14 protein-coding genes and 1 tRNA gene are annotated in these 17,537 nt (G+C 36.5%); 7 read left to right on the top strand and 8 right to left on the bottom strand.

The window, feature by feature from the left end; genetic code table 11:
• Nucleotides 1-3: 3 nt before the first annotated feature.
• The 5 genes from AC3DU7_RS06885 to AC3DU7_RS06865 form a co-directional block, all read right to left on the bottom strand.
• Complete coding sequence (locus AC3DU7_RS06885) at nucleotides 4-954, bottom strand: AAA family ATPase (protein WP_488038614.1); 951 nt, start codon at nucleotides 952-954, stop codon at nucleotides 4-6.
• Nucleotides 955-1,373: 419 nt separating this feature from the next.
• Nucleotides 1,374-2,537 (bottom strand): DUF4350 domain-containing protein, encoded by a 1,164-nt coding sequence (locus AC3DU7_RS06880; RefSeq protein ID WP_488038613.1) that lies wholly within the window; start codon nucleotides 2,535-2,537, stop codon nucleotides 1,374-1,376.
• Nucleotides 2,524-3,135, bottom strand: coding sequence for a DUF4129 domain-containing protein (locus AC3DU7_RS06875; RefSeq protein WP_488038612.1), 612 nt, complete (start codon nucleotides 3,133-3,135; stop codon nucleotides 2,524-2,526). Before AC3DU7_RS06875 ends, AC3DU7_RS06880 begins: the two co-directional genes overlap by 14 nt.
• Nucleotides 3,136-3,137: 2 nt before the next feature.
• Entirely contained in the window at nucleotides 3,138-4,490 is a 1,353-nt protein-coding gene (locus AC3DU7_RS06870) for a hybrid sensor histidine kinase/response regulator (RefSeq protein WP_488038611.1), read from the bottom strand.
• Nucleotides 4,491-4,790: 300 nt separating this feature from the next.
• Nucleotides 4,791-5,681, bottom strand: coding sequence for an alpha/beta fold hydrolase (locus AC3DU7_RS06865; protein ID WP_488038610.1), 891 nt, complete (start codon nucleotides 5,679-5,681; stop codon nucleotides 4,791-4,793).
• Between the two features lie 803 nt (nucleotides 5,682-6,484).
• Here AC3DU7_RS06865 and AC3DU7_RS06860 point away from each other — a divergent pair.
• Entirely contained in the window at nucleotides 6,485-8,107 is a 1,623-nt protein-coding gene (locus AC3DU7_RS06860) for a choice-of-anchor L domain-containing protein (RefSeq protein WP_488038609.1), read from the top strand.
• 602 nt (nucleotides 8,108-8,709) lie between these two features.
• Nucleotides 8,710-10,626, top strand: coding sequence for a TonB family protein (locus AC3DU7_RS06855; RefSeq protein WP_488038608.1), 1,917 nt, complete (start codon nucleotides 8,710-8,712; stop codon nucleotides 10,624-10,626).
• Between the two features lie 410 nt (nucleotides 10,627-11,036).
• On the opposite strand, the gene AC3DU7_RS06850 is transcribed toward AC3DU7_RS06855, so the two are convergent.
• Nucleotides 11,037-11,109 (bottom strand) — tRNA-Arg (locus AC3DU7_RS06850).
• 95 nt (nucleotides 11,110-11,204) lie between these two features.
• On the bottom strand, nucleotides 11,205-11,825 hold the full coding sequence (locus tag AC3DU7_RS06845) for a DUF6940 family protein (protein WP_488038607.1): 621 nt from the start codon (nucleotides 11,823-11,825) through the stop codon (nucleotides 11,205-11,207).
• 85 nt (nucleotides 11,826-11,910) lie between these two features.
• Between AC3DU7_RS06845 and AC3DU7_RS06840 the strand changes: the two genes are divergently transcribed.
• The 4 genes from AC3DU7_RS06840 to AC3DU7_RS06825 all read left to right on the top strand — a co-directional run bounded on the left by AC3DU7_RS06840 (nucleotide 11,911) and on the right by AC3DU7_RS06825 (nucleotide 14,533).
• Complete coding sequence (locus tag AC3DU7_RS06840) at nucleotides 11,911-13,260, top strand: hypothetical protein (RefSeq protein WP_488038606.1); 1,350 nt, start codon at nucleotides 11,911-11,913, stop codon at nucleotides 13,258-13,260.
• Nucleotides 13,261-13,635: 375 nt separating this feature from the next.
• Nucleotides 13,636-13,767 (top strand): hypothetical protein, encoded by a 132-nt coding sequence (locus AC3DU7_RS06835; RefSeq protein ID WP_488038605.1) that lies wholly within the window; start codon nucleotides 13,636-13,638, stop codon nucleotides 13,765-13,767.
• 162 nt (nucleotides 13,768-13,929) lie between these two features.
• On the top strand, nucleotides 13,930-14,187 hold the full coding sequence (locus AC3DU7_RS06830) for a hypothetical protein (protein ID WP_488038604.1): 258 nt from the start codon (nucleotides 13,930-13,932) through the stop codon (nucleotides 14,185-14,187).
• A gap of 43 nt (nucleotides 14,188-14,230) precedes the next feature.
• The gene (locus AC3DU7_RS06825) at nucleotides 14,231-14,533 is read left to right on the top strand and encodes a hypothetical protein (protein WP_488038603.1); all 303 of its coding nucleotides are present in this window, start codon (nucleotides 14,231-14,233) and stop codon (nucleotides 14,531-14,533) included.
• 330 nt (nucleotides 14,534-14,863) lie between these two features.
• Here the strand turns inward: AC3DU7_RS06825 and AC3DU7_RS06820 are convergent, their stop codons facing one another.
• On the bottom strand, nucleotides 14,864-15,367 hold the full coding sequence (locus tag AC3DU7_RS06820) for a DNA-binding response regulator (protein WP_488038602.1): 504 nt from the start codon (nucleotides 15,365-15,367) through the stop codon (nucleotides 14,864-14,866).
• 309 nt (nucleotides 15,368-15,676) lie between these two features.
• Between AC3DU7_RS06820 and AC3DU7_RS06815 the strand changes: the two genes are divergently transcribed.
• A complete protein-coding gene (locus AC3DU7_RS06815; protein WP_488038601.1) occupies nucleotides 15,677-17,377 on the top strand; it encodes a M23 family metallopeptidase in 1,701 nt (566 codons plus the stop codon).
• Nucleotides 17,378-17,537: the final 160 nt, after the last annotated feature.

Here is a 17,537-nt window from a genome sequence, read left to right as displayed (position 1 = left end):
TTATTACCTTGGTACTGAAACTTGTTTCAATATAGAATTAATTACACTATCAATGATTATTCCATCTAACTGTGCTTCAGGTTTCAAAATTAACCGATGACGTAATAGAGGTAATGCCACTGTTTTAATATCATCTGGAGTTACATAATTTCTATTATTTAACCAAGCTTGTGTTTTACTGCTTTGTAACCATGCGACTGCCGCTCTCGGAGAAGCACCCAAAGCTATATCTGGATGTTTTCTGGTTTGCTGAACTAATGCTAATAAATAATCTAATATTTTTTCTTGAACCTTAATTACTTCTATTTCTTGACGAATTAAAATTATTTGTTCGACCGTTGCCACAGATTTAATTTGATTTATTTGAATACTTTTTGCCGCAAAACCTTGTTGCAAATTTAGCAACATTTGTTTTTCTGCTCCTGTGTCTGGATAATCAATAATAATCTTGAATAAAAATCTGTCTAATTGTGCTTCTGGTAATGGATATGTACCTTCAAATTCTAGAGAATTTTGAGTAGCAACTACCCAAAATAAATTTGGTAATGGCAAAGTTTCTCCATCTAATGTTACCTGTTGTTCTGCCATGGCTTCAAGTAAAGCTGCTTGGGTTTTTGGTGGAGTCCGATTAATTTCATCTGCTAATAATATTTCTGTAAAAATCGGACCTTTTTTTAAGGTAAAATTGCGACTATTGAGGTCAAATATATTAGTCCCTAATATATCTGATGGTAGAATATCTGGTGTTAGTTGAACTCTGCTAAACTCTGCTTGAATTAATCTAGCTAATACTTTGACTGTGAGAGTTTTTCCTGTGCCTGGAACTCCTTCAATTATGACATGACCTCCAGTTAACAAGGCTATTAATAATTGTTGAACAGGTATATTTTGACCGACAATTATTTGACTGAGGTTCTGATATAGCTGAGTAAATATTGAGTTAGTTTGTGTCATTTTAATTCAGTTATAGCGCTACGCGCTAGGGAATAGGGAATAGGGAACAGGGAACAGCTAGCTTGAATACAAATTATCATGAATTAATACTATACTTAGGGCCTGCTGAAAAAGTCTTTTTGAAGTAGTACGGGAGTAGGGGAGTAGGGAAGTAGGGGAATAATTTTTTCTGCCCAACTATGCGCCAGAAATCCTAACTTTTTGAGCATGAAGAGCTGAAAACCAAGGTATTTCAGACCTAAAAAGGCCAAAAGCTTTATCTGTAAATGCTTTAAAATTTAATCAGCAAACCCTATTTATGTAACACTTCAGTTATTAAGTAATTAACATACGCAGAATAACTTTTTTGCTAATTTTAGTCAAGTTAATGTTGATTATTCTGGTGTTTACTTCCCCTCCTGGGAGGGGTTAGGGGTGGGTTAACTTCTAACTTCTGACTTCTGACTTCTAACTTCTGACTTCGCTAATTCCCTATTCCCTATTCCCTGACTAAATATTTTCTCCCACTTATCTAACCAATTTAATAACTCTGACTCGGTAATTTTTCGCTTTTGAGATTGAATTTTTAGGACCTTTTCTAATTCTATTGATGGCTCTCCAGTTTGTTGTATCCAAGCATCTATTAAAAATTTATCTTCAACTATATTGTCGCCTAATCCTAATTTCTTTTGCAGTTGAATTTTTTGTTCTTTCCCTGTAGTTTCTAAAATAAATTCTCTACTTTCTGCTTTTTGTAATACCCCTGCTAAAGCTTGAATATAAGCTTGACTATTATCAACTATTGGTGCTGATAATTTTATCGGTTTGGCAAAACTACGATTTTGAGCAAAAGTCAGGATAAATAAAATAATTAAGCCCTGAATAAAAATTGGAAATAAGGGAGTTTCAAGCAAATAATTAACTAAACTTTCTCCCAACTCTTCCTTAATTACTTCTTGGTCTCTATAACCATGAATATATTCATCTACTAAAATTTTTTGTTGATCTTGAGTAACAAGTTGAGCTAAAAATTCATAATTTCCTGGTATATCTTGATAAGCATTTGCAGCTAAATACTGAGTAGTAGCTAAGATAATTTTTCCTTTGCCAAGCTGTTTTTGCCAAACTATTGCACCGTAGCGATCGCCTAATAAATTATCTTCTTTTTGTAGCTCAGGTTTTATTGCTCGGCGACTTGTTTCTATTTCAACTTTTCCCACTTCCGTATCATGGATAGTAGCAAAATCTGCCTTTGTTACCTGCTTTTTAATACCTAAAATTACCAAAATATTTCCGGATTTTACCCAACTTTCTATCTGAGCATTAACTACTTCATTTTCTAGTTGATTATTAATCCGTAATAGAGTGACTGGTAAATTGATATCTTGACTATTTTCTAAATCTATAAATGGTTTTTCCCAGCGTTCAATATCCGCGCCTTTTTCTAACATAAACTTGTACCAAGCACCATATCCATCTGGGGCACGACTATAAGTAGAACCGCTATTTAACTGATTATTTACTGGGGCAAAAAAAATAGTAATTATCATAATTGATATTAGAGCAATCGCCCCAAATATCCAAAATTTATTAGTTTTTTTCATCTGTAATTTGTTGATAAGCTTGCTGGCATTCTGCAAATACAGCAGCAGAAACTTCTAAATTACCAAATAATAATTGCTGATGAGTAATGAATAATTTTTGATATGCTTTAGGCTGAGATAACTGCTGAATTAATTCTAAATATTCTCCATCAGTGCGACTAGGTAGATTGGAAATAATACCCCGGTCATTTAATCCTTGTAACATTGCCATATATAAACAACGACAAGCTTCTCGATAATTGCCGATTTTTTGGTATTTTTGCGATTGATTTAACCAAGTTGTTACTGATAATTCTAATTGAGATTTTTCTCTAATTTTTGTGGTCAAATTAATTTGATTGCGAATACCATAAATATAAGGATTTAACAGTCTAATTATTTGTACCACTACCCAGCTCAATAGAAAAGCAAAAAGTAGCCATGCCAATGCTTTAGCAACTATTAATATTATGGGACTATCCAACCATGAAGGCAAATCTACTCCTGGTAATTTAGCTGTTGTTTGAGAAGTTTGAAGTTCCCACCATTCGCCAATTTTTTGTTGTAACTTTTGGAGTTGCCAACCCAAACTATCTTTTTCAAATGAATTTTCAGACATACTTAAATTTGGTCTTGCTCTGGTAGAGTATTTGTAGAATTAGTCATAGGAATTTCAATAATAAATTCAGCATATTCTCCCGCTTGAGTTTCCACTCTAATACTGCCATGATGTTGTCCAACAATTATTTGATGAACTAGAGATAAACCCAAACCTACCCCTTCTCCAGGAGATTTAGTAGTGAAAAAAGGGTTGAAAATTTTATCTTTAATTGTTGAGCTTATTCCTATACCATTGTCATTGATATGAATTGCTACTTTTTCTCCTAAATTATAAGTTTGTACAGATAAGGTAGGATTAAAATCTTGATGAGCAGCTTCCTGTTGTTTTAACTTAGTTTTGAGAGCATAGCAAGAATTATCAATTATGTTCATAAAAGCCTGAAACATATCAGAAAATGATAATTTAATTTTATGAATTGATTTATCATAATTAGTCTTAATTTTCATTGGAACATTCTGTTTTTCCCACAGCTTTTTACAAGCCAACTTCAATGACTCATTTAGCATATTATGAATATCACTATCTTGCAAGCTATTGTTGTCAACCTGTGCGTGTCTTACCATACCTTTAATGATTTTTTCTGCCCTTTTACCATGTTGATAAATACTATCTGAGTTTTGTTTAATATCATTAATAATATATTGAAATTCTTCAACTTTTTCTGGTTCTATTTTATCACTTTCTAAAGTTAATTCTTCCATGAGTTCCTCAACTAAATCTGTAGAAAGTTGAGCAAAATTTTGAATAAAATTAAGAGGATTACACAATTCATGAGCAATGCCTGAAGTTAAAGTACCTAAGTACGCAAGTTTTTCTTTAGCAATAATCTGTTTTTGAGCTGTTTTTAACTGTCGCAATGTTTCTTTAAGTTTTGCTTCTGCTGCTTTTCTTTGTGTAATTTCTTCTAGTAAAAGTACATTTTTATTCTTTAATTTTTCAGTTAGTTGCCGTAACTGTATATGTACTTTTACTCTTGCTAAAACCTCATCTATGATGATTGGCTTAGTAACATAATCTACAGCTCCTAACTCAAATCCTGTAATTTTATCCTCTATATCTGATAAAGCAGTCATAAATATCACAGGAATATCTCTAGTTTCTGGGATTGCTTTTAAGCGCTTACAGATTTCAAAACCATCAATTATAGGCATTAAAACATCTAACAAAATAATATCTGGGCTACTTTCTTTTGCTTGTTTCAAACAATTTTCACCATCTTCAGAGATTAATACTTTAAAGTTATAGCTTTCCAGAACAGTAATTACCAATTTCAAATCGATTGGATTATCATCCACAATCAAAATAGTAGTTTTTTTCTCCTTCTTTTCAAGACTATTAGCGACTTTATCCATTTGATTTATACCTATTCTGCATTTGATTAATTTTGCGATTAATTTTGTAGTAAGCATTTTCTGCGGAATGCTCCGCAAACAGCAGTCAGCCAGCCTCCTATGGTCGGAACTGAGTTATCAGCTATCAGCTATATGTTATTAAATCATTATTATACTAGAAGGAAATTATCCAGCAAGGAGAATTAAAATTCATTAATTAAATTGGCTATAACCTAACCAAAGTTATTGTTTGAATATGTTCAATAGCTGATTGCTGACAACTAATAACTAAATACTTACATTTTGTAACTTGTCAAACTATTAACTAATCTTTTGTAAAAAATTACTAACAGCTTCAATAAACTCTGCTGTTGACTCATAAGGTAAAACGTTTCGCCCTGATATTTGACAACCCTCTCCTCGATATAACAACTTTAAATAACTATTAATTCTTTGCTCTGGCGTTTCAATTTGCTTAGTTTTACTAATAGTTGAAGCTTGCTTTCCTACTAACACTAAAGTAGGTTGATTAATTTGAGCAATATCTTGACTAAAATCCTGCCTCCAAAACCCTGCTAAAAAAGAAAAAACAGCATATTGACTTTGGAGATTTTTTGCTCCTTTTTCTAAAGTATCTAACCATTTTTTATCTACTTCTTCTTTATTCGCAAATAACTGTTTTTTAGAAAAAGAATCTAAAAATTTTCGACTCCGTGCATAGCGATAAAAAACTTTACCAATAGGTGAATAAAAAAGATTCCATCTCAATTTTTGACTAACAAGTGAATCAGCCTTAGTCATCAATTCCAACTGAGGCGGACCCGATAATATCAACCCATCAATTAAACTTGATTTTTGCTTTAGTTTGACCAGAGATACAGCCACAGGAAACAAAGCACCTTGTACAACTAAAATTACTGGTCTTTGTACAACCGTCTCTAAAAAATATTGTAATTGTTCAGCCCAGTCCATAGGATAGTAAGCCACAGATGGCATATCACTTTCACCACACCCTAATAAATCTGGACTATAGATAGGATTGAGTAAACCTCGCTCCTGCCATAAAGAACAAAATCTATGCCAAAAATTTTTAGATAAACCTACTCCAATAGGATGCAGTAATAGTAAAGGTCTGGTAAAATCATCTCCTTCTTTCTGAGGATAAAATTCGTAAGCACAACTGTATTTTTTCCAGGTATAAAATTCTTTCATCTGTTCAGATTATCAAAAATTTTTTGTATATACTCATAACATAAATATATAATAATTCTGAGAATGCTTGTGTAGAAAACATCTATATAAATTAGATAAAAATAGCTCATATGATTCTGGGTAAGAGTTTCAGACATTTTCTCTATTTGTCTATATTCAGATTTGTTACAAATAGTTGAGAGTTGCCATATTATATCTGCTCAAAATCTATCATTAAATATTATTATTACTCCCCAGAGTAATGATATAAATGGCTTACCCAAGGACTTTACCTGTAGAGTATTTTGCAACATACATTACAGTTAATGTACCACAAATTTTTTTTGCCTAAGTCCTGTAATAGTTGAGTTGGAGTCAATACACTTAATAACTTCCTTAATTAAAAAATCTCTTTTTTGCATAACCTCGGTTTAGCTCAGAAATATACAATCTGCGAAAACAATAGGCCATGGCAAAGTCAATTTTATGGGATCTGCTAATCAAAAGGTAAGACATTCTTACCAATCGAACTCTGGGCAATTTCAAATCCCTGCCCTTTGTTAGGTATAACTACCAAGCTGAGACTTTGCTGTGATAGGAGTCGAGGATGATTGTCAATTGTACCAAGTGTACAAAATTCAATTCCCTAGAATAGACAATTTGATAGTCCTTTAGCAGCAATAGTAAGCGGAAACAACCAACACTTAGAACAGGAGCAAGATGCTCCCACTGGCAATACCATGACAATGCACAACTACCAACAATTTAACTCAACATTAATTTGTGCCAATTTACTTGTTAATTTTTTTTAGGAGATAGAAAATATGGCATTCGTAGAATTCGATCCAACAGTAGACACAGTCCAAGACCTAGTAGATGAAATTGTAGATCCAGGAGCTAGCTTGACAGTCATACCTGGATCTATAAATTTTGAAGGTGCGGTTGTTCCATTCCCAGCTAGCGTTGGTGGCACTTCCCCTAGTGGCATTGGTCAATCATCATTTTATGATGGTACTCTGCCTTTAGGAATCGATCCAGGCATATTGCTGACTTCTGGCGATGGCTCCCCACCAGACCAAAATACCCAGCCTGCTTATAGTATTAGACAATTGGGGAACTTCGATTCTGACCTGCAAGCTGTGGCCAACAGTGCTTTTTCTGGAGCTGGTGAGGTTATGGATGCAAACATTCTAGAATTTGAATTTGTAATTGAAGACCCCAGCGTTAGGTCTGTAACCTTTGATTTAATTTTTGGGTCTGATGAGTTTCCTGAGTTCTCGGATAGCTCTTTTGTGGATGTAGCAGGAGTCTTTGTTAATGGTAACAATGCTGCATTATTCAACAACAATCTTACTCAACCTTTAAGTGTTATCAGCAATAATCTCACATTAGGCAACTTCATTGATAATGCCAATAATACTCTTCCTATCGAATATGATGGAGTTAGCTCTAAACTGACTGTTTTTGCCCCCGTCCAACAGGGAGTAAATACCATCAAGTTCGGCGTTGCTGATACTGGCGACCAAGACTTAGATTCAGGTCTGTTTATTGCGAACCTAAATACTAGCAACTTTACTCCAGGTGGGGGTGACGGAAATTCAGATGGCGGTGGCAGTGGTATTTTACTAGAAATGCCCGGTACTGATAATGACGATGTTGTAGCTAGCGATGACCTAGAAGCAGATATAGATGAGTTCTTTGATAGTGGTGATGGAGACGATAATATCGAATCAGGTAATGGAAGTGATGTCGTCGATCCTGGTGCTGGTGATGATGTAGTTGACGCTGGTGATGGTGATGACTTTGTTGCTCCCAGCGCTGGTGATGATAATCTCAAGGGTAACGATGGTGATGACAACTTGAATGGTGGTATTGGTGACGACACTGCTAGTGGTGGTAACGGTGAGGACGATCTAGGTGGAGATGGTGGTAACGATAAACTACTTGGAGGAGCTAGTGGCGACCTGATAGTAGGTAACTCTGGTAATGATATTTTGTTAGGAGGAACTGGCGACGATACTCTACTAGGAGGTATTGGTCGCGATCGCCTGAATGGTGGAGCAGGAAACGATGTACTCACCGGTGGTGCTAGTATTGACCGTTTTATCTTCAATAGTAATGAAGCATTTGAACCAGAAGATTTTGGTATAGACGAAATTACTGATTTTTCCCAAACACCAGGAGACATAATTCTTCTCGACCGCAGCAGTTTTACTGCTATCAATAGTGATGCAGGAACAGGTTTCAGCATATCAGATGAGTTTGATATAGTTTCTAGTGATGCTGCTGCAGCAACCTCTGATGGAGTCATTGTTTACAATAGTAACAATGGTAACTTATTCTATAATCCTAATGGTAGTGCAGCTGGTTTCGGTGATGGCGATCAATTTGCAACTCTAACAGGTAGTCCATCGTTAGGAGCAGACGATTTCTTTATTAGAGATTAGCGATCGCTCTTTGGGAAAGGAAATAGGAAATAGGGAATAGGGAATAGGGAAAGGGAATAAGGAATAGATAGTAGGGAGGGACGTTGCATGCAACGTCCCTACTCTTTTGGTAGAGATGTCTATATAGACATTTGGTAAAAATCCAAAATCAAATCAATTTTTATCCATAAATTATCAATTATTCCCGTCCTAGGAGGGGTTATATCATGTCCCGATAATTAATGATCGAAAAAGTTTTTGTTTGTAGTAGGGCTTTAGCCCTTGAGATATCTATATTAGACCTCTCCGGAAAAGAGGGAGTAGGGAGTAGGGAGTAGGGAGTAGGGAGTAGGGAGTAGGGAGTAGGGAGTAGGGGGAAATAATTGATGATTTATGCGTATGGGATTGATTTAATTTTTGATTATCGGAGATTTCTATTAGGGCTAAAGCCCTACTACGAGGTGTAATTATAACTATTCAACCAGACATGATATTAGGGGTGGGTTGCCTGTTGCCTGTTGCCTGTTGCCTGTTGCCTGTTGCCTATTCCCTATAATGTTAAAATGCAAATTAAAACGATATTATTTATAAAGTATATTTGATAGTTATAGGAGTTTCCTTATATGTCTGACTTTTCTTCCCTAGACCTAAATCAACCTATAGAACAACCTTCCATTATAGACACCCTCCGTCAACCAATATGGATAGCACTCTTCACCTCTTTGGGCATCCATGCCATATTAGGAATTAACCTACCAAAATTATCCCTATTCTCCGAGAAAGCCAAATTACCACCAACAGTAGGATTAATAGAATTAACACCAGAACAACTCGAACTCCTGCCTCAACCAGAAGAACCAGAAATTACATTCTCAACCATACCAGTACCATCCAACCTTTCCCCTATTTCACCACCATCTCCAAGCGGAGTACCTTTTGTCTCCGAATCATCATCCTCAGAATTACCAACAATACCTGTAGACCCCTCAGATTACAAGTTACCAGAATTACCGCCAGAAGATTCTATTACCTCATCCTCTTCTACGCGCTCCAGATCCACTCCTTCCGTCTCTAGGTTGCCCAGAAATCCATCCCCAAGCGAATTTTCCTACAATTATCCACCCATACCCCGATCCTCATTACCAATATCCCCGCCGCCATTACCTAGTAGAAATAGTCAGCCAGCAGAGATATTTCGAGTTGACCAACAACAACAATCAAATCAAAATGAAATAGATGAATATCAAATCAGAAAAAATTTGAATTTGACAGATGAAGTCTATGACTCTGGTTTATCACGTCGTCCAACTCTAGAAATAGACCCTCAAGGGCAAACTTCTATAGTTGAAAATTCAGCTAGGGGGTCATACTCAGCTAATTTAAAACGGCCTGTACGAAATTACCAAGATAAAGTGGAAAATCAAATTGCTATTGCTCCAAATCAAAATGATACCAATACTCAAACAGAGAAAAAACCTATAGCAACAGCAACTTCTCCAACTCCTTCAACTCCTCCAACACCAGACCCTACAAAAAAAGGCAGACTCTCAGAAGCACCAATAGTTAGGCAGTTACGAGAAGGAAAGACTATTCAGGATATAGCAGAGGACATCAAACAACCGCAAAAGGTAGCTGTTGCCACTCCCGCACCAACTGAAACTAATAAGTCTCAATCAGAAGTTGAAGTTCAGGAAACTCCTTCTGCTGCTCCAACTCCTTCAACTCCTCCAACACCAGACCCTACAAAAAAAGGCAGACTCTCAGAAGCACCAATAGTTAGGCAGTTACGAGAAGGAAAGACTATTCAGGATATAGCAGAGGACATCAAACAACCGCAAAAGGTAGCTGTTGCCACTCCCGCACCAACTGAAACTAATAAGTCTCAATCAGAAGTTGAAGTTCAGGAAACTCCTTCTGCTGCTCCAACTCCTTCAACTCCTCCAACACCAGACCCTACAAAAAAAGGCAGACTCTCAGAAGCACCAATAGTTAGGCAGTTACGAGAAGGAAAGACTATTCAGGATATAGCAGAGGACATCAAACAACCGCAAAAGGTAGCTGCTGTTACTGAAGAATCACAATCAAGGGATATCGCTTTAGGTGCTGTGGGTGCTTATCTAGAGTGGGCAATAGAATTGGAATTAGAAGAAGATAATTTGACTGAACCTACAACTATTGCTGATGCTTATCCAGAAGCGGCTTGCGAGCAAAAGTTAGAAGGTAAAGCTACTGTGGGAGTATTAGTTAGTCCAGATGGCAGTATTACTAATGGACCAAAGTTATTACTAGAAAGTGGTCATTCAGTGTTAGATGGAGCAGCTATAGATGCAGTCAATAATCAATCTTTTTCTAGTAGCGATCGCTCAAGACTTTATCAATATGAATTTAATTTTGATAGTTCTAACTGTAATACAGCAAAGTCAACAGCAGCAGAAAAAGCACCCGTTGGAGACACATTACCAACTCAGGATGGGCAAGAGGAGGAAGGTATACCTATTGAAGTGATGCCACCGGAAGCTGAAACAACACCAACAGAGTAAGGAAGGATAGAATTGTTCTTTCTGCCCTCTGCCTTCGTTAATACAATGTTTAGGGGCTAATGGCCATTTGCTAACGTAAAGCTCTGCCAACGCCCTTCAAATATAGACTTCTATCTTTAAAGACTGAATAAAATCAATGCTATAGGATTTGATATAACTTTTTCATTTATCAAAATAATTGGGTCTAAAACCCGGCCTTTTAAGGCGAAATATTTTTGAAGGCTTACTCAAAGCTCCGTTACAAAAATAACTTCTGACTTTCTTGAGTATGTCTTACATTCTGGAGGGGCGGTGTGCAGAATTACTTCCGCACTTTATACGCCCCATAGGGGACCTCAGAATTACATACTCGCTTCTGACTTCTGACTTCGTTAAGGGCCAGAGTAAAAAAAACAGGACATAGATTTAAACGAGCACGGAGGGATTCGAACCCCCGACACCCAGAACCGGAATCTGGTGCTCTATCCACTGAGCTACGCGCCCTCATACTAATACTAACATTAGCATCTTAACTCTCAAATTGGCAACTAGGAAGAGCTATTATTTTTCTATTTATCCCTATTTTTGTTCTTCTAGACTCAATCTGATAGACTATACTTTTTGTACCCATAATATTTTGGTCGAGAGTCTAATCTCACATGAAGCCAAGCTACTCCGCCACCCGCTGTACTTACCCAAAGTGGGTAGTCTGAAATTTGTTGTTGCACAGTTTGTCCCACAATTCGCCACAATGAATGTTTTTGAGCATCTGATGCACCACGAATGAAAGCTGCAAGATGAGAATAAGCTGAAAACGTTCCTTCCCAAGAGGAATTTGAATCCCTAGGAGATGGAACTACCAGTATTGCATCTTTACCTAAATTTTCAAATACAACAATTCCATTATTAACATCATCAGTTGTGAAATAATCACGAAATGTGGTTTTGTCTGGGTTGCTTGTTAACTCTGGAGAATTCAGCAACACAAATTCAAATTGGCGCTTTACGGTATCTTTAGTAATGGGTGGTGTTTCCCATCGATAGGCAGAAAAAGGAGACTCAGATAAAAGTGAAATGAAGAAAGAGCGGAAGTATGAGTCATACTGCCATAAGTTTAAAACCTCACTATATGTTATTGGTTGCCTATTTTGAGTCACTACATATTTATGAATACGACCATCATTCAAATTTTTAAGGGTAGCATCAAACATTTTTATCATAGGTATCAGAATTTAGTTTTTTCTTATTACTCAGATGTATTTTCTAAAGTAATATAAAGCTGTGATTATATACTCTAACAACAATATGGAAACAGTCGAGAACTTATTGGAAAAACTAGCATCTTTATCTGAAAATTTTCCTAAATTGGGTATTCGTCTCTCCCTGGCAGCTAAAGAGCTACAAAATGCAGGTACTCCGCCTTCAGAAACTTTACTAGAAGAATTGATGGCCTATGGTAGAGATTTTGCTACTCTCAAAGAGCAGGGACTAGAGTTGGCAAAAACATCTCAAGTTTCTGCTGGAGCAATATTTTCCTTTACAGACTTAGAAAACTTAATTAGAGCATTAGCTTCAACCACAGAATCATCAAGTAGTCAACCAGTTTTAGATATTCTTAATCAAATCTTGGCGATCGCTCATCAAGAACAACCAGAATTTCCTCCTTTACAAGCAGTTAAGGCAAAAGCTAGAGAATTATACCAATTAATTTCTAATACAAAATCCGATCAATTACCAGATGATGCTCAAGCTTTAATTGCAAATACACATCCACTTTCAGCAGTCTTAACACTTGTCAAACAGGGTAAAAGTTTAGATGATGAGCAGTGGTTAGAATTAGAGGAAAAAGTTAATGCCAGCTTTGGCAAAAAACTAATGTTAGCTATATCTAGAGGAAAACTAACCATTCCTAATGATCCTTCACCCACAACATCTAGAGTTAAACTTCCGGCACTAGAAGAACTAGATAAAACTCAAAATATTGCCACTCAAACAACTAATACAAAATCAACCGCTCCAAGTTTACCACCTTTAATAGTAGTACCTTCTGGTGGTGCAGAACCTAATCAAACAACTATTGACGATCCAGATGTGATGATTTTAGAAGACCCAACACCTGGAAATACAAAACCTGTAGACGAAATTATTATTGTTCCTGGTGTGGAAGTCTCTCAAAATTCTCCCACTGTTGAAAAACCAAATATGATTTTGGGAGAAACTACTAATCAAACATCAACAGTTTCTGTAGGGTTGAAAGTTTTAGTTCATATACAAAATATTGGCGATCGCATCTTTGGCAGTCAAGAATATGCGGGTACTCGCGGCCAAGGTTTTCGTGTAGAAGCTTTTCAAATAAATGTAGAACCCTCTATTCCTGGGTTAAACCTTGAATACATGGCTCATGTTTCTGGAATAGGTGATACTCCTTGGTTAGAAACAGGAAAATTAGCTGGGGAACGTGGCAAAGCTAGAAGAATAGAAGGATTTGCGGTTCGTCTTGCAGGTATTCAAGCTGCCAATTATGATGTATTCTATACAGCTCACGTTCAGAATATGGGAGATTTACCAGTTTATTCTAATGGTTCATATTGTGGTACTCGCAACCAAGCTCTCAGAGTGGAAGGGATAAAAGTTTGGATAGAGCCTAAGAGTTAGGCGCTGGAATTAGGATATGATTTTCGTTCTTAGGGAGCAGGTACCGACATTACAGCGCTTTCTGTTTTTATGAGGTACACCCGCGCGGGCAAGATGCCTAAACGCAGGCAAGATGCCCACGCTACATGATTTTCACGATTTATCCTGTACATCATTTGCCCGAAATCTGCTGTAATTATTTTATCCTACTGGACTGTGGACTGACACAGCTAAAACTGTGCATTAGCTTTTAACTTGAAAATTCTTACTTTTGACTTTTGACTTTTGAATTAAATCTAATGCACCATTTAAGGTGTGTCAGTCCACTACTCTCTGTTCCCTGAAACCTAGAGAATTTTGTACCCAATAATTTGATAATTGCTATAGATTTATAGGATGACAAAAAAAGCAAAAAAAGTAGATATTAGTAGTAAACGTATAATTGGAATTGCTCCTAGTCGTTGGGTAGAATGGGTAATTTCAGTTATCAGTTATCAGTTATCAGTTATCAGTTTTTTATCACCTTAAAATAGTCAGCTTCAGACCCAGTTTTTCGGTGACAAAAATTGCCAATTTTACTGTCAAATAAATAATTTATTCAGACTTACAATGGGTAAGTCATTTCAGTTATCAGTTATCAGTACCTCTAGCGTAATTATTAATTATTAATTATTAATTATTAATTGTTGAATGCCTTTTGTTCCTATTCTTAAAGATGGAGGAGAAGAAGGAACTATCAGACAAGCATTACAACTTTTACGGGAGGATGAACAACTCTCAGAATTAGAAAATTTACTAGCATTTTTTGCTACATTTGTATTAAAGAAGCGGTCAGTTCTCAGCAATCAGCAGTCAGCAAGATTATTTTTTAACGTGCGAGAAGGGCATTTCAACCCCTATCCTGCCTATGCTGGGTTGCAGGGGAATCCCATATCTGCTAGAAGCTGATAGCTGAATGCTAAAAGCTGATAGCTAAATAGTACAACAAATAATGAGGTGGGACATGGCAGTTTTACAACAATCTCCTTGGTATCAACAAATATTACAAGAAGGAGTAAAAATTGGTGAACAACGTGGCATTGAAATTGGTCAACAACAAGGTGAACAAAGAGGTGAAAAACGTGGAATACTTTCTGGAATAGAAATAGGATTAGAATTAAAATTTGGCGAGTCAGGAAAAGAGGTATTTTCAGAGATTAATACTATTGAAAATATTCAGATTTTAGAAGAAATTCTTGCCTCTCTCAAAACTGTAGAAACTATCGATCAATTACGGCAAATTCATCTTAAATAGAGAGTGGCGAGTAGGGAGTAGTTAGGACAAAGAAGAATTATAAATTTGAGTTTTGTTTCTTTCCCTACTTTCTTTTAGTCTCATTAATTAAAGGTGGAATGGAGTTATATTGCGCTCTTATTGGAAAATGATATTAGTATTACAACTAAGGATTTTTTTGATATAGCAATGAGCGCTGGTATATTTACAAATTGCAGGAGAGGCCAAATAGCTAAAAGTCTTATATTATTCCAACGGAGATGCTGCGCAAACGGCAATTTATTCCCCCTGTTGCCTGTTGCCTGTTGCCTGTTGCCTGCGCACAGCGCTATATAGCATAAATTAGAATAATTATTCCCCTAAATATTCTGCCTCTTCTGTTTCTGAATCTGAAGGAAATGATAATTGAATATTAATATCTATATTTAATGTATTCGAGTTCTCAAAATTCATACCAACTATCTTTACCAGCGCCTCCGAAGGCAAAGAATTATGATTTAATTTAGATTCAACAGACGAGAGCGTTTTATATCCTGCATCTTCCAACCATGTATGAATATTTCTCCAATTTCCCATCTGTTCGCTTGATGTATCCACAAGTTGCTTGAGATATTGGTATAAAGTTTTGCACACATACACCTCTACACCTTTAGGGCTTCTATATAGTTTCTTAGCTATTTCTGCGGGGCTATGACCACAAAGAATTCCCCGTAAATAAAGCTTTTCTGTATCTGTTAATCCCTTACGAGAGCCAGGAGAGATTCTTCGTTTGACTGCTGCTAAAGCTTTATAGAGTCTTTCTAAGTCCCAATATTTTGCAGCTTCAGCAAAAACTTCATCTTTTTTTGATGCCATTTTATGCTATGCAGATAAACACCTAACCTAAGCATAACCAAAAATCCTAACTTTTGCTAGTTGAACCCTAGCATTAACTCGCTTATGATTGATTTGGCTTAGGTAAGATTTATTACTTAAAAATACTGAGATAAGTGTAAACACTGAATAAAAATTCCGAAAACTATCACCATCTCCAGAGAATTACGGATATAGATATTTTCTTGTATTTAGTAATCCTTGATTTTATTTAATTCTATGGGGAGGATAATTAATTTTATTATTATAGATAGGGTGGATTTTTTCATAAAAATTCATAGAAATCTAACAATGAATGATTTAGAAATATTAGAGGGAACAGGATTTTTAGACCAGGCGATCGCTGCTTTTGGTAATCAAGAAACAGATATGTTAGGGATAAATAATATTCCTAGTAGTGATGTAACTTTAGGAGTTAGTATTGCAACTCAAACAACAGATGACAGCGACGCTTTACTCCTTCCAAACAACCCCAGTATACTAAATATTAGTGGACTAGCAGGTAAGGATTTATTAACAGGTGAAATAGCTTCCCAGGTTTCCGAACAACTCAAACAATTTGCTGCCGATCCTAATTTTTCAGACAAAATGAATTTGGCTTTTGGTGATAGTTGGAATGTAGATACAGCTAATGCTATAACTCAGCAGTGGTTAGCAGGTGACTTTAGTCAAATTCCAGAAATAGAAGTAGTTTCTACTGACGATATTGCCGGAGCAGATGGAGCTTTTGCAGGTGCAACAGAGACTATTTATATATCTCAGGAATGGCTAGAGCTAAATGCGTCTAATCCTGGAGCGATCGCTTCTGTAGTTTTGGAGGAAATAGGTCATTATTTTGATTATGAAATTAATATAGTAGATGCTGCCGGAGATGAGGGAGCGATTTTTTCTGCTGGTGTTAGAGGAGAGGAGTTAACTGCGACTGAAGTAGCGGCGTTAAAAGCTGAGGATGACCAATTAATTGTGAGTATTGATGGGCGATCGGTTTTATTAGAGCATTCGTCATCTGATTGGACAACTAAGGTTTATGATTGGGATTTTAATGTTCTGGGAGAAACTTCTATAGTAAAACGTAGCGATGGATTAAATGGAATTGATGTTGATTGGGGTAATGGCTCTGTTGTAGGAGAAAGAGAAGATGAGTTTATAGTAGGAACTTGGCATCAAGCATATTTTGATGCTAATACGACCTACAACTTTACCGTGCAAGGAGACGACGGGTTCTGGATATTTACAAGTCCCGATGGTGATAATTGGACTCGTTTTTCAGATGACTGGGATTTTGCTTACAGAGATCAAAATGCCAAAGAATATAGTTGGACACCTGAAACAAGCGGAGATCATTATGTATATGCTTTTTTGTTTGAGAGAGAAGGGGATGCCTATTTTGATTTAGCTTGGAGTTCAGATAATGACTCTGATAGCTATTTCCCTGAATTGCGATCTTTAAGTGATGCTGATTGGGATGAGCAAACCAGCGACAATACTGGCTTTAGTGATGGTTGGCCAGACTATTTCTACGATTCTAATCTCGCCAGTGATGAAGTAGAAGAAATTTACGCGGATCTTAATTTAGACCTTTTTGAAAACACAACTCCCTACGATATGACAGCTGGCTATATGGACCCTGGATATTTTGAGGGTCTCGGTAGTTGGCACGCTGGAATTGACATAGGTGCAACAACTGGAACAGAAGTAAAAGCAGTTGCACCAGGAACCGTTCAATGGGTAGATGGTAGCTTCATTGGTATCAGGAGCTTATCTGGTAACGGCCAGTGGGTTTATGGTCATTTAAACATTAACAACTTTTCTCAAGGAGATGAGATAACTAAGGGCGATGTTTTGGGAACAGTTGACTCTGCTAATCACTTGCACTTTGAAACACGAACCCCTGAAGGATTTGGGGGAACAGGAGGCAGAAGTCCTGACAAAGACTTTATTCAAAGAGCAACCATGAGTCCTTTACAGGCTTATTGGATATCAAGAAATTAGTTTATAAAAGTCACAATTACTGCATATTCTTGTAGCGGTCAGTATTTAACTTTCTCAAAAACGATCGCTACTATCCACTAAAACCAACCACAAAATCAACACACTCAACTATGGAACAAGATTTAATCATACAACAACAAATCGAACCACCAGTTTTAGT

Source organism: Okeania sp. (assembly GCF_983059655.1).
The sequence above is the reverse complement of the archived record's forward strand: the minus strand, read 5'-3'. Positions and strand labels throughout refer to the sequence as shown.